The sequence below is a fragment of the Vulcanithermus mediatlanticus genome, assembly GCF_055385885.1.
Genome location: NZ_AP042385.1, coordinates 1,073,561 through 1,086,581, shown reverse-complemented (window position 1 = coordinate 1,086,581; position 13,021 = coordinate 1,073,561). Strand labels below are relative to the sequence as shown.

Annotated in this window: 14 protein-coding genes; 1 reads left to right on the top strand and 13 read right to left on the bottom strand. The window is 67.0% G+C overall.

What is annotated here, in order from left to right:
• Positions 1 to 18: 18 nt before the first annotated feature.
• The 11 genes from rlmB to ACZ5BT_RS06480 all read right to left on the bottom strand — a co-directional run bounded on the left by rlmB (position 19) and on the right by ACZ5BT_RS06480 (position 9,909).
• Positions 19 to 741 carry a 23S rRNA (guanosine(2251)-2'-O)-methyltransferase RlmB gene (gene rlmB / locus ACZ5BT_RS06530; RefSeq protein ID WP_464883807.1) on the bottom strand — a complete coding sequence of 241 codons (723 nt, stop codon included), beginning with the start codon at positions 739 to 741 and terminating at the stop codon, positions 19 to 21.
• A 4-nt stretch (positions 742 to 745) separates the two neighbouring features.
• Positions 746 to 2,056 (bottom strand): KamA family radical SAM protein, encoded by a 1,311-nt coding sequence (locus ACZ5BT_RS06525; protein ID WP_464883806.1) that lies wholly within the window; start codon positions 2,054 to 2,056, stop codon positions 746 to 748.
• Positions 2,057 to 2,198: 142 nt separating this feature from the next.
• On the bottom strand, positions 2,199 to 3,047 hold the full coding sequence (locus ACZ5BT_RS06520) for an NAD(P)H-dependent flavin oxidoreductase (protein ID WP_464885783.1): 849 nt from the start codon (positions 3,045 to 3,047) through the stop codon (positions 2,199 to 2,201).
• A 14-nt stretch (positions 3,048 to 3,061) separates the two neighbouring features.
• On the bottom strand, positions 3,062 to 3,592 hold the full coding sequence (locus ACZ5BT_RS06515) for a hypothetical protein (RefSeq protein ID WP_464883805.1): 531 nt from the start codon (positions 3,590 to 3,592) through the stop codon (positions 3,062 to 3,064).
• On the bottom strand, positions 3,579 to 4,322 hold the full coding sequence (gene mobA, locus ACZ5BT_RS06510) for a molybdenum cofactor guanylyltransferase (protein ID WP_464883804.1): 744 nt from the start codon (positions 4,320 to 4,322) through the stop codon (positions 3,579 to 3,581). Before mobA ends, ACZ5BT_RS06515 begins: the two co-directional genes overlap by 14 nt.
• Positions 4,323 to 4,384: 62 nt before the next feature.
• Positions 4,385 to 5,383 (bottom strand): DUF4384 domain-containing protein, encoded by a 999-nt coding sequence (locus ACZ5BT_RS06505; RefSeq protein ID WP_464883803.1) that lies wholly within the window; start codon positions 5,381 to 5,383, stop codon positions 4,385 to 4,387.
• 72 nt (positions 5,384 to 5,455) lie between these two features.
• Positions 5,456 to 6,406 carry an acetyl-CoA carboxylase carboxyltransferase subunit alpha gene (locus ACZ5BT_RS06500; protein ID WP_464883802.1) on the bottom strand — a complete coding sequence of 317 codons (951 nt, stop codon included), beginning with the start codon at positions 6,404 to 6,406 and terminating at the stop codon, positions 5,456 to 5,458.
• Complete coding sequence (gene accD, locus ACZ5BT_RS06495; RefSeq protein ID WP_464883801.1) at positions 6,396 to 7,250, bottom strand: acetyl-CoA carboxylase, carboxyltransferase subunit beta; 855 nt, start codon at positions 7,248 to 7,250, stop codon at positions 6,396 to 6,398. The genes ACZ5BT_RS06500 and accD overlap by 11 nt, the downstream gene beginning before the upstream one ends.
• Positions 7,250 to 7,636, bottom strand: a complete 387-nt coding sequence (locus ACZ5BT_RS06490) for a bactofilin family protein (RefSeq protein WP_464883800.1) — start codon at positions 7,634 to 7,636, stop codon at positions 7,250 to 7,252. The genes accD and ACZ5BT_RS06490 overlap by 1 nt, the downstream gene beginning before the upstream one ends.
• Positions 7,637 to 7,646: 10 nt before the next feature.
• The gene (locus ACZ5BT_RS06485) at positions 7,647 to 8,573 is read right to left on the bottom strand and encodes a M23 family metallopeptidase (RefSeq protein ID WP_464883799.1); all 927 of its coding nucleotides are present in this window, start codon (positions 8,571 to 8,573) and stop codon (positions 7,647 to 7,649) included.
• A gap of 58 nt (positions 8,574 to 8,631) precedes the next feature.
• Positions 8,632 to 9,909: a thymidine phosphorylase gene (locus ACZ5BT_RS06480; RefSeq protein WP_464885782.1), complete on the bottom strand. Its 1,278-nt coding sequence runs from the start codon at positions 9,907 to 9,909 to the stop codon at positions 8,632 to 8,634.
• A 33-nt stretch (positions 9,910 to 9,942) separates the two neighbouring features.
• Here ACZ5BT_RS06480 and ACZ5BT_RS06475 point away from each other — a divergent pair, with 33 nt between their 5' ends.
• Complete coding sequence (locus ACZ5BT_RS06475) at positions 9,943 to 10,791, top strand: metallophosphoesterase family protein (RefSeq protein ID WP_464885781.1); 849 nt, start codon at positions 9,943 to 9,945, stop codon at positions 10,789 to 10,791.
• Between the two features lie 76 nt (positions 10,792 to 10,867).
• Here ACZ5BT_RS06475 and fba read toward each other — a convergent pair whose 3' ends face one another.
• Together fba and ACZ5BT_RS06465 are read right to left on the bottom strand one after the other, a co-directional pair.
• Complete coding sequence (gene fba / locus ACZ5BT_RS06470; RefSeq protein WP_464883798.1) at positions 10,868 to 11,788, bottom strand: class II fructose-1,6-bisphosphate aldolase; 921 nt, start codon at positions 11,786 to 11,788, stop codon at positions 10,868 to 10,870.
• Positions 11,789 to 11,953: 165 nt separating this feature from the next.
• Positions 11,954 to 13,018, bottom strand: a complete 1,065-nt coding sequence (locus tag ACZ5BT_RS06465) for a type IV pilus twitching motility protein PilT (protein ID WP_464885780.1) — start codon at positions 13,016 to 13,018, stop codon at positions 11,954 to 11,956.
• Between the last annotated feature and the right edge of the window lie 3 nt (positions 13,019 to 13,021).

Sequence of the window (13,021 nt, the reverse complement as noted above, 5' to 3'; positions counted from 1 at the left end):
TGCCCCCTCAATGGGGCACTATACCCCAGCCCGATCCCGGGAAAGCGCCGCCTGGTAAAGGGCGATACCCAGGGCCACGGCCACGTTGAGCGAAGGGGTTTTTCCAAAGAGGGGGATGGAAAAAAGCGCGTCGCAGCGTTCACGCACCAGCCTCCGAAGCCCTTTGCCTTCCGAGCCGACGACCAGGGCGCTGGGGCCTCGGAATTCGGCCTCGGCGATGGGCGTTTTTGCCTCACCGGCAAGCCCGTAGACCCATACGCCCCGCGACTTTAAAGCCTCGATCTCGCGGGGCAGGTTCGTCACCCGGATGATGGGCAGGCGCAGCGCCGCCCCGGCGCTCGCCTTTACCACCACGGGAGAGATCGGGGCGCTGCGACGGGACTCGGCCATCACCCCGTGCGCGCCGAGCGCCTCGGCGCTCCGGATGATGGCGCCAAAGTTCCTGGGGTCGGTGACGCCGTCGACCAGCACCAGCAAGAGCGGCGCCCGACGCGACTCGGCGAGGGCGAAGGCGGCCTCGAGGTCCGCGGCCTCGAAGCGGTCCACCTCGGCCACGATGCCCTGGTGCCGGGTGGTGCCCACCATCTGGGCCAGCTCGATACGGCTGGTCCAGACGATGGGCACGCCCAGGCGCTCGACCTGCCGCACCAGCTTGGGCTCGACCCCCCGCGCCAGGTAGACCTTGCGAACCCGCCCTTCCCGGGCGGCCTCGAGCACCGGGTTGCGTCCGTAGATCCGCACGCCCTCAACCCGAAAGGCCCTGGCGGGTCATCTCGGCGAGCTCATCCTCGTAGAAGAACTTCTCCGACCCATAGGGCCTCAGATCATCGAGCCAGGTGGCCTTTTCGTCGAACTTGGCGAAGAAGGGCCGCCCCACCCAGTCGGGGTTTCGCCCTTGGAGGAACTCGAGCACGAAGACCGGCTCGCCGCCCAGCCTCGTCACCCCCACCACACGGACTTTCCCCGGAAACGCCGACATGCTCGGCCCGCGCACGGTACGGGCCAGACCCGGTACCTGCTTGTAAGCGTCGCGGAAGATCGACCAGGCCCGGGCCAGAGGCACTTCGAAAAAACGCTTGGGGCCGGTGTCTCGCTCGACGAACATGTAGTAGGGGATGAGGCCGAGCTTCACCTCTTCCTTCCATTTCCGGGCCCAGGCCTCGGCGTCATCGTTGATGTGGGCCACGACCGGCGATTGGGTACGGATCTCGGCTCCGGTGGCGCGGATCAGGCGGATCGCTTCCCGCACCTCGTCGGTTTCCAGCTCGCGGGGGTGGGTAAAGTGCGCCATCACCGCCAGGTGCCGCCCCGCAGCCACCACCGCTTCGAAGAGCTTCAGCAACCGATCATCGAAGAAACGTGACGGCCAGTACGCCAGCGCCTTGGTGCCGATGCGAATGTCCTGAACGTGGGCAAAGGCCTCGTCGAGCAAGGGGCGGATGAAGCGCTCGAGGACGCTGGTCTTCATCACCATCGGGTCACCGCCGGTAAAGAGCACGTCGGTGACCTCGGGGTGGGCGCGCAGGTAGTCGGTGAGATCCTGACTCTCGTTGGTGGCCATGCGCAGATCCGGCTCGCCCACGAACTGGGCCCAGCGGAAACAGTAGGTGCAATAGGCGTGGCAAACCTGGCCGGGGCTCGGAAACACCAGGACCGTCTCGCGGTATTTGTGCTGCAAGCCCTCGAGGCGACGCCCCTCGAAGACCGGGACGTTGTGGGTCAGCTGCCCGGCCGGGTGGGGGTTCAGGCGCAGGCGTATCTCGTGAACCACCTCATGGATGGCGGCCTTGGGCGCCCCCGCCCTGAGCATGTCCCGGATGCGGATGAAGTCTTCCTCGTCCAGCATATCCTTTTGGGGAAAGGTCAGCACGAACATCGGGTCCTCGGGGACCCGCGACCAGTCGATGAGCTGCTGGACGACGTAGGTGTTGGTTCGAAACGGCAGCACCTGCGCGACCACCCGAACCGCCTCCTGAATCTCGGGGTCCAACCGGCGCCACTCGGGCAGGTCTTCGAGATTCGCCAGGGTTACGGGCCGGTATTTTTCTGCACGCACACTCAGCATTCCATCCTCCTTTTTTCAAAACACATCGCAGCGTCCGCACACCAGGTGCGACGCCCGGGGCCCGCCGCGGCTTTCACCCACCTTACCACGCCCCCGAAGGCGCTCTGTGGGTCACGCTGCAAAGCGGGTGGGCTTATGGCAAACGCCGCCTGGCCTCGTGGTAGCCCTGGGCAATTCGGTGCACCAAACGCCCGGCCGGCTCGACCTTGCGAACGAAGGCCACGCCGTGTCCGGCCGAAAAGACCTCCTTCCAGGGCTTGCCACCGGCGCGAAAACGCTCAAGCGACGCCTTTAGGAAATTGGCCGGGACACCGGTCACCTCGGGCGTGTAGACGACGTCTTCGGGGCCGGCCTCGAGCAACATGCGCTTGTACGCTTCCGAAGCGCCCGACTCGTGGGTGGCGATAAAACGCGTGCCGAAGTAGCCCGCATCCCCCAGGGCCAGCGCCGCCAGCAGGTGGCGACCGTCGGCAAGACCGCCGGCCACCAGCACCGGCAAGCCGGTTTCCTCGCGAATCCAGGGCGCGAGCACGAAGGGGCTCACCGTGCCCGCGTGCCCCCCGGCCCCCGCGGCGACCGCCACCAGGGCGTCGGCGCCCGCTCGGGCCGCCTTTTGGGCGTGGCGAAGGTTCACCACGTCCGAAAACACCCGGCCACCGTAGGCGTGGACCTGCTCGATCACCTCCGTGGGGTCCCCGAGCGAGGTCACGATGAGGGGAACGCGACGCTCTCGAATGGCCTTGAGGTCATCTGCGAGCCTGGGATTGTCCTTCAAGATCAGGTTGACCCCAAAGGGCAGGTCGGGAAAATCCCGCAAGAAGGCCTCGAACGCTTCGTGGGTGCGGAAATTCAGGCTCGGGATCACCGCGATGCCCCCGGCCTCGGCCACCGCCTGGAGCAGGGCCGGCGTGCTCACCAGGAACATCGGCGCCACCACGATGGGGTAGCGGATCCCGAGCATCTCGGTGATGGGCGTGGGAATCGGTTCGGGCTCGATCATGACGCCACCTTTCGCAGGTAACGCTCGCGGGTGATGACTCCGTGGACCTCGTCGCCGTCGGCCACCATCACCGCCTCGTTTTGCCAAAACAAGGGGGCGAGCTCGGTGAGCGCCACCGCCCCCGCGACCACCGGGGCGTCGTCCCAGGGCACGATCTGCTCGGCGAGTCCCAAGACGCCGACCGGGCGCCCCTCCTCGACGATGACCGCCCAGCGCCCCTCAAACCCGGCCGGGGAATCGAGCCGGGGCACCGCTTCCGCCAGCGCCCTGGCGGTTGGAGGCGCGAAGAGACCGGCGGAGAGCAGCGTGCCGCAGGGCACGCGGATCGAACGCTTGGCGACGACCAGGCCGCCGGAAAAAGCAACCAAAAAGACCAACCCCTCGACGAGACCGGGGAGATCGAAGTCTTCCCAGCCCATTCGCCCGCCGAGGAGAAGGTGGACCACGAGGCTGAGCAAGAGCCCCACGGCCAAGGCAGCGATGTAGGCGATCAACCCGGCAATTCTCAATTCTTTAGCGGTTCGCATCACGGCCCTCCAAAGCTCGCTGCATCCATACCAGGTCTTCCGGCTCGTCGGCGTCGACCCCGATCTCGGGATAGGGGACCACCAGAGCCCGCATGGGGACGCCAAAGATCCGACCGACCCGGGCTTCCAAGTCAGCGACCGAAAGCCGGCCCAAAAGGAGCTTCACGAGCACGCCGAAGCCGATCAGGCGGGCGATCGCGAGTGGATTCTTGCGCATCGCGATCACACGCCTGGCCATCGGCAGCGCCTGAGCGAAAAGCGCCTTGTCGAGGAGGATCAGGTTGCCACCGGTGAAGGTGCCATCCAAAAGCCGGGCGTACGTCCGCCGCATCCCCGGCCAGCGGGCCTCGATCGCTTCCTTGGGCACCACCGGGTAAACGAGGGCGGCATCCGGGGCCTTTTCCACCACGTAGCGAACGGCTTCAGCGCTGATGAGCGGCGCGTCGGCGGTGGCCACCAAAACCCGCTCGCCCCGAGCCTGGCCGAGCGCGGCCTCGAGGTTTTCCAGGATCTGCCCCCGGGGAGGGAGCACCAGATCCGGCGGCGGATCGAGCTCGGCCGATGGCCCCACGTAGATCACCCGCTCCACCACGCCGGAGCCCAAAAGCGCTTCAATGACCCAGGCCACCATGGGCCGCCCCGAAAGCGGGGCCAGGGCCTTGGTTGGCACCCCGAACTCGCGTGCCAGGGGGTCCGAAGCCTCGCCCCCGGCCAGTACAACGGCATCCACAACGTCACCCTAACAAAAAACCCGCCTCCCATGGCGGACCACGGGAGGCGGGAAACAAAAGCTCAGTGCCCCATGTCCATACCCGGACGCACCGGGACCAGGCGGGCCCAGATCACGGTCGATTGACCGGCCTCGAGGTCAATCCGCTGCACGTACGGGGCGTAGCCGGGGGCCAGCACCACCAACCAGCGCCGGCCGGGCTCCACCTCCTTGACCAGCGTGCCACCTTGCGTCCAACCGAGCTCGTAGCCATCGAGAAACACCCGCGCTCGAACGCTCGTCTCAACCCGGAGCTCGCTCAAAAGCGGGATCAGGCGGGCGTTGACCCTGACGGTCCGCCCCTCGGTCAGGCGAATGACCACCCGGTAGGTCTTGTATCCATCCAGACGGAGCTCGAGGTCGTAGCGCCCCGGGGCCAGCCGCAGGTCGAGTGGCGTCCGACCGCGGTAAACACCGTCGAGGAAGACCGCCGCACCGCTGGGCGAGGAGCGCACCCAAAGGCTCGAACGCGGGGTTTCGTCCACCACCCGGAAACTCACCGAATCCGTCGCCCAGGCGGTGGTCGCAAGCGGTCTCACGGCGATCGAAAGCGCCTCCGACAGGGCGCGAAGGCCCCGAACCGAGATCTCGCCGCGGGCCAGATCCCCGAGCGCCCGGGCCGCGATCGGTTGCTTCACCGCGATGGCCAAAATGGTGTCGCGCCCGGCCGGCCCGTCGACCGTGAAACGGTAGCCGGCGCCCGGCGGGGGCAGGCGCCGCACCTCGCCCGCGCGCAAGCGGTTTTGCTGATCGTAACTGTTCGGGAAAAACTGCTGCACCTCGCCGTCCGCTTTGACGTCGAAGAGGTAAACGTAGGTCTCTTCGGTCACGCTTGCGTAAATCTGGATGGGATCCCCCACCCGGTACACCGCATCACCGCGCTTGGCCGGGTCCCGATCGAGCCACACCTTGACCGAAAGCTTGCCCGGACTTGGGTTGACGATGATCCCTTGGGGACTGACCTCGGCCGCCGCCACGGCGGTCCACAGTGCGAGCAACGCCACCAGTGCCTTCATCCGCATCCGCATTCACCTCCTTGTCCCGAGGTTATGGGCGGCAGGTCACTCGCAACCGAGGATCCGGTGAAACGGCGTTCATACTTTTTCGAAAACGCCGAGCCGGCGGAAGCGGCGGTAGCGATCCTCCCAGATGGCCTCGGGCGAAAGCCCTTTGAGCGCCTCGAGGGTCTCGACCAGCGCCCGGTCGAGCTCGCGGTAGGCCGCCTCGGGGTTGCGGTGCGCCCCGCCTTTGGGCTCGGGGACCACCCGATCGACCACCCCCAGCTCGAGCAGGTCACGGGCGGTAAGCTTCAGCGCCTCCGCGGCTTTTTCCGCTTCCTTCGCGTCGCGCCAGAGGATGGCCGCGCAGGACTCGGGGCTGATCACCGAGTACCAGGCATTCTCCATGATGAGCACCCGGTTGCCCACCCCGATGGCCAGGGCCCCGCCCGAACCCCCCTCGCCCAGGATCACCACCACCGCCGGCACCTTCAGCCGGCTCATCCGCTGGATCGAGCGGGCGATGACCCATGCTTGCCCCCGCTCTTCGGCGCTCACCCCGGGGTAGGCCCCGGGCGTATCGACGAAGGCGATGAAGGGCCGGCCGGTTTTATCGGCCAGATCCATCAGGCGCATGGCCTTGCGGTAGCCCTCGGGGTGTGGCATGCCGAAGTTCCGGGCGATGTTCTCCCGCGTGTTGCGGCCCTTTTGGTGCCCGACCAAGACCACCTCTTCCCCGTGGAAGCGGGCCACCCCGCCGACGATGGCCGCGTCGTCGGCAAAGGCCCGGTCGCCCCGGAGCTCGGTGAACTCCTCAAAAAGCGCCTCGATCACATCCAGGGTGGTGGGGCGCCCCGGCGCTCGGGCCAGCTGCACCCGCTGCCAGGCGGTTAGATTGCCAAAGATCTCCCGCTGGAGCCGGTCGAGCTTGGCCTTGAGCAGCTCGATCTCCTCGGAAAAATCGAGCCCCTGCTCGCTGGCCGTGCGTTCGAGCTCCTGAATCCTGGCCTCGAGCTCCAAAATGGGGCGTTCGAACTCAAGCGCCATGGCCTTCTCCCGGATACAGCAAACGCAGCGTCTGGACCAGCTTCGCCTTGAGCTGGCGCCGGTCGACCACCGCGTCGATCAACCCATGCTTTTGCAAAAACTCCGCCCTTTGGAACCCCTCGGGCAGATCCTGGCGGATCGTCTGTTTGATCACGCGGGGGCCGGCGAATCCCACCAGGGCACCCGGCTCGGCGAAGATGACGTCGGCCAGGGTGGCGAACGAAGCGGTCACCCCGCCGGTCGTGGGGTCGGTGAGGATCGATATGTAAGGCAGACGTTTGGCAAAGATCAGGTCCAGGGCCATGGTGGTCTTGGCCATTTGCATGAGCGAGAGCGCCCCCTCCTGCATCCTGGCGCCACCCGAGGCGGCGACGATGACCAGCGCCCGGTTCTCCTCCGCCGCCAGTTCCGCCCCCCGGGTGATCTCCTCCCCCACCACGCTGCCCATGGAGCCGCCGGCGAAGGCGTAATCCATGACCAGGAGCACGGTGGGCACACCGCCGACCGTGGCCCGTCCACCGTGGATAGCGTCGGGTCGCCCGGTCTTTTCTTGATAGCGCCGGAGTCGCTCGGGATAAGGCTCGGTGTCCACGAAGCCCAGGGGGTCGGCCGGCCGGACACGACCGGTGGTGACCTCAAAACTCCCCTCGTCGGCGAGCAGCGCCACCCAGCGTTCGGCGGCGATGCGATGGTGGTATCCGCATTCGGGGCACACCCAGAGGGCCTGTTCCAGGTCCTTCCGGTAAACTTGGGCCTCACACGCTGCACACCGCACCCACAGCTCGGGGACCTCCCGCGCCTGCCCCCGGGTCCGCCGGCGGCGAAACAGGCGGTCGAGCGCCATTAATCCTCCTCGAGGGCCGCGCTCGGCGGCGCCTCGAGGGCCGGGACCTCACCGGTCACGCTCCGCCCCACGAACACGGCCCCCACTTCGATGTCCAGCGCTTTCGCCGACACGTCGCCCTCCAACCGGCCGGTCTTGGTCAGGACCAGCCTGCCCTCGCTGGCTACGTGGGCCTTGACCTCGCCGTTGATCAAAACGTTCCGGGCCCGGACCTCCGGCCCTTCGATCCGCCCCCCAGCCGCCACCTCGAGGTCGCCCTCGGCCCACACCGAGCCAAGCACCACGCCGTCGACGCGCACGTTGCCCTGGGCGCGCAAGTCGCCCTCGATCACGGTTCCCGATCCCACGTAGGTTACTCCTTTGAGGCGACGCTTCCTACCCAACATGAGCCCCAGTTTACCGGGCGGCGTAGACCGGCGTCTTAAGGAAGGGGCGAGGATCCACCGACCGCCCCTTGACGAACACGCTGTAGTGCACGTGCGGGCCGGTGGAGCGGCCCGTGGAGCCCACGTACCCGATCACCTGCCCCCGCTTGACCCAGCTGCCTCGCTTGACCGCGATCTTTTGCATATGGCCGTAGAGGGTCTGGTAGCCATAGCCATGGTCGATCTTGACGTAGCGCCCGAAGATGTTCGACCAGCCCGCCTCGACCACCCGTCCCGGAGCGGTGGCGTAGATCTTGGTGCCGTACCAGGCCGGCAGATCGAGACCGTTATGGAACTCATACCCACGGCCAAAAGGGTTCTTTCGCACCCCGAAACCGCTGGCGATGTAGGTCTTGACCCGAAGCGGCCACCCCTGAGGGGTTGCCGCCTCGCGCTTGAGCGTCGCCTCGAGGGCCGGCGCCACCACGCCCTCTAAACGATCTTGGAAGCTCTGCAGGTGGGCATCGAGCGCGGCGAAGAGCTCCTCGGTGCTGGCGGGGCGCCCGGCACCCACCGGCCCCGGGCTAGGGGCTTTTTTTTCCAGCGCCGCCTTGGAAAGCCCGGCCCGCTTGCGCAGGGCATCGAGCTCGGCCTCGAGGGCATCGAGGCGGCCGAGCATCTCACTCGCTCGGCTGGCCAGGGCCCGGTTCTTGTTCTGCTCGGCAAGGAGGTCGGTCGAAAGCCGCCGCACCTGACCGGCGAGCACGCGGACCTCCTCGCGCAGACGCGAGGCCTCGCGGGCCTCGCGCGCCAGCTTGAAACTCACCGCGCCCCAAAAAAGCAAGAGCGCCAAGAGCACGACGGGCACCAGCAGCGTAAAGCTGACACTCAAGGCGCGGCCCCCGGGACGGGTGACGATCACGGTGTAGCGTTTGGGCAAGCGAATACGACGCGGCATTGGCTCAAAACCCTCGGATCACAGCATGGCATGCGGCCTTGGACCGGGTCAAGGACGGTCACCGAACGACCTCGACGACGAGCGGCGGCTTCTCGGCGGCCTCGGCCACGCGGTAGGCCGAGGCAACCAGCGCCCTGGCCTCCTCCAGACCACGGCCGCGGTGGTAAAGGCGTGCCAAAACCTCGCCGGGGCGTACCGGGTCGCCGATCTTTTTCAGCAAATAGACCCCCACCCCGTGATCCACGGGATCGCCTTTTTTCTCCCGCCCGCCACCGAGCCGCATCGCGGCCACGCCCACCTTCAGGGCATCCAGGGCCGAGACCACGCCCTCGGCGTCCGCCCGCACCGCCTCGACCTCGGGGGCCAGCGCCAGGCGCTCCGGATCATCGACCACGCGGGGGTCACCCCCCTGGGCAGCGACGAACTCGCGGAACTTGGCGAGCGCCGCCCCGCTTTCCCACACCGCCCTCGCCCGCTCGGGTGGCAGCCCGGCGAGCGCCAGCCCTTCCTCAGCCAGGGTCAACGCCAGTTCGGTCAGGTCGGCCGGCCCTTCCCCGTTCAAGGTCCGAATGGCCTCTTGGACCTCGATCGCGTTCCCCACCGCCTGCCCCAGCGGCTGGTCCATCCTCGAGATCACCGCCGCCACCCGCCGGCCGGCGCGGCGACCGAGGCGAACCATAAGCGCCGCGAGCTCTCTTGCCGCCTCGGGCGTCTTCATGAACGCCCCCCTGCCCACCTTCACATCGAGCACGATGGCGCCGGCGCCGGCGGCCAGCTTCTTGGACATGATCGAGCTGGCGATCAGCGGGATGCTGTCCACGGTCGCGGTCACGTCGCGCAGGGCATAGAGGCGGCCATCGGCCGGGGCCAGCTCCGCGGACTGCCCCGCCACCACCATCCCGACCGTCCCGGCCTGACGCAAAAACTCGTCTTTATCCAGCGAACTTCGGAATCCCGGGATCGATTCCAGCTTGTCGATCGTGCCTCCGGTGTGGGCCAGGCCACGGCCGCTCATCTTGGCCACCACCGCCCCGGCAGCCGCCAGAATCGGGGCCACGACCAGGGTCGTCTTATCGCCGACGCCGCCGGAGGAGTGCTTATCGACGGTGGGTCCGAGCCCCGCGAGATCCAGCACTTCGCCGGAGCTCGCCATGGCCTCGGTCAGGGCCAGGGTCTCGTCCTCGTTGAGTCCGCGGAAGTAGACCGCCATCAACCACGCCGCAACCTGATAATCAGGCACCTCGCCTGCGGTAAACGCCCGGACCCAGGCGCCGATCGCCGCTGGATCGTGACTTTTCCCATCTCTTTTTTCGCGGATAAAATCGACCGGATGCATCATGGGGCATTGTACGTTCGAAACGTGAGAGAAATGCCGATTTCGCGCTGGGTCTTTCTGGCCCTGGCCCTCTTCGCGATCCAAAGCCGAGCCGGTGCGCAGGGGTTCACCGTGGTGGCGGTCGGTGACATCGGCACCTGTACCCTCACCGCGCGCTACGCCACCGCCAGGCTCGCGAAAACCCTGGTCTCGAATGCGCCGTCAGCCATCCTGCTCCTCGGCGACATCGCCTACCCCAGGGGAAGCGCCAAGAATTTCCGCCAGTGCTTCGATCCCGCCTGGGGCGAGCTCAAACCGCTGGCCTGGGCGGTCCCGGGGAACCACGAATACCTCTCCCCGGGGGCCGGGCCGTACTTCGATTATTTCGGGTCCCGGGGCGGCCCCCGGGGAAAGGGGTACTACGCGCTCAGGCTCGGCGGATGGCTGATCATCGGCCTCAACACCAACTGCGCCCAGGTTGGTGGCTGCGGCCCCGGCTCACCCCAGTACCGCTGGCTCTCGGCCACCCTCGAGGACCCGAGCGTGCCTTGCCAGCTCGCCTTTGGCCACCACCCCCGCCTGAGCTCAGGGCTCCACGGCGAAAACCGGGCCCTGGCACCGATCTGGGACCTCCTCCGCCGTCACCGCGTCGAACTCTTCCTCGCCGGCCACGATCACGACTACGAACGACTCGAACCCCAAGGCGAACCCCGCCAGTTCGTGGTCGGAACCGGCGGGGCCTGGATCCGGCCTTTCGGCCGGATCCACCCCGCGAGCCAGGCCCGGGTTCGAGCCCACGGCGTCCTCGAGCTCACCCTTTGGCCCGGGGAATACCGCTGGCGATTCATCGACGTTCAAGGCCGAACGCGCGACGAGGGGCGCGGGCGCTGCACCCCCGAATGAAACCTCTACGCCTAGGTTGAAGCGTAGGCCCCAAGCTTTCTCTGGTCCCACCGTGGCATTCGCCACGGTGGGGTATTTAAGCGCGCCCGGCGGAGCCAAAGAGCTCGATGCGCTCCATGACCACCCGCTTCATTTCTTCTCGCGCTGGCCCGAGGATCTTTCGGGGATCGAAGACCTCAGGCTTTTCCACGAGCACCTCGCGCACCGCGGCGGTGAAGGCGAGCCGGAGGTCGGTGTCGGTGTTGATCTTGCTGATGCCGCCTTGAATCGCCAGACGGATATCGTCGGGGTGGATGCCCTGCGCCCCCTTCAGGTTCCCGCCGGCGCGGTTGATCCGCTCCACCAGTTCCTGCGGCACCCCCGAGGCGCCGTGCAGCACGAGCGGCATCCCGGGCAAGAGCTCGGCGATCTCTTTGAGCCGCGCGTGGTCGATGAAGGGACGGCCCTTCCCCTTGTAGGGGCCGTGCGAGGTACCGATCGCCACGGCCAGGAAGTCGATGCCGGTCCGCTCGGCGAAGATCTGGGCCTCGCGAGGGTTGGTGAGCAAGGCGTCCTTTTCGTCGACCGCGACGTGCTCTTCGACCCCCGCCAGCTTGCCGATCTCGGCCTCGACCGAAACCCCCACCGCGCGCGCCGCGGCCACAACCCGCTTGGTCTCGGCCACGTTGGTCTCAAAGTCCTCGCCGGACTTATCGATCATCACCGAGGTAAACCCGAGGCGCAAGGCACGCAGGACCGCCTCGTAGGACGAACCGTGGTCGAGGTGCACCGCCACCGGCACCCGCGCGTCGCGGGCCGCCTCGATGACCATGCGGGCCAGGTAGCCGCCGCCATATTTGATCGCCCCCTCCGACATGGCCAGGATGACCGGGCTGCTTTTGGCCTCGCTGGCCTCGAGGATGGCCTGGGTGATCTCCATGTTGTTGGTGTTGAACGCCCCAACGCCGTAACCTTCCTCACGAGCCTTTTTGAGGATCTCCAAACCCGTTACCAGCATCGCTTGCCTCCTCCGCTATGCTGACATGTTTTCACCGGCGAAAACCAGCAAAACGACCCAGGCGCTAAGCGAGCGCCCACGGGCTTTTCAACATGCCGATGCGAGATTGGCGGTCGTTTGCGTTTTTCCGTGGTCCCCGCCGTGGCCAAAGCCACGGCGGGGTACCTAAACCTGCTCGCCGGTGGCCTTGGTCACCAGGAGCCGGAACTCGTGGGGACTCGTCGCCGCCGCCAGCGCGGTTTCGAGATCGATGCGGCCCTCGAGGTAGAGGCGGACCAGGTGCTGGTCGAAGGTTTGCATCCCCCGGGTCTCGTCGGAAGCGATCGCGTCTTTGATCAGCGGCGTTTTCTCCTCGTCCTTGATGTAGTCCCTGACCAGGGGCGTGGCGAGGAGGATCTCCAGGGCGAGCACCCGGCCCTGCCCCCCGGCTTGGGGCAAAAGGCGCTGGGAGAGAATGCCGAGCAGGCTCTCGGCGAGCAGGATGCGGACCAACCGGTGCTCGGAGAGGGGAAAGAAATCGATGATGCGGTTGATCGTCCGCACCGCGTCGTGGGTGTGGAGGGTCGAGAGCACCAGGTGTCCGGTCTGCGCGGCCTCGAGGGCCACCTCAACCGTCTCCCGGTCCCGCATCTCACCGATCAAAAGCACATCCGGGTCCTGCCGCAAAGCACGCCGCAGCCCATCCGAGAACGACGCCGTATCCAGCCCCACCTCGCGCTGGACCACCAGGCTCCGCTTGTTCCGGTGGAGGTACTCGATCGGGTCCTCGATGGTGATCACGTGCTTGGCGTAATGGCTGTTGATGTAGTCCACCATCGCCGCCAGGGTGGTCGACTTGCCGGATCCCGTCGGCCCCGTGACCAGAACCAGGCCCCGACTCTGGCCTGCCAGTTTCTCGACCACCCCCCTGGGCAACCCCAAAACCTCGAAGGTCGGAACCGAAGCGGGCACCACCCGCATCACGATCCCCACCGCGCCTCGCTGCCGGAGGAGGTTGCAGCGAAACCTGGCCACACCGGGCAGGACGTAGGCAAAGTCGAGCTCTTTCTCGTTCAGAAAGCGTTTCCACTGCGCCTCGGTGGTCAGCGCCTTGGCCATGGCCTCGGTATGGGCCGGAGTCAGGGGCTTTTTGTCGAAGGGAAGGAGCTCGCCATCCACCCGGACCATGGGAGGCGCACCGGCCTGGAGGTGGATGTCGGAAGCCCGGGCCCGCACCATTTGGGCCAGCATCTC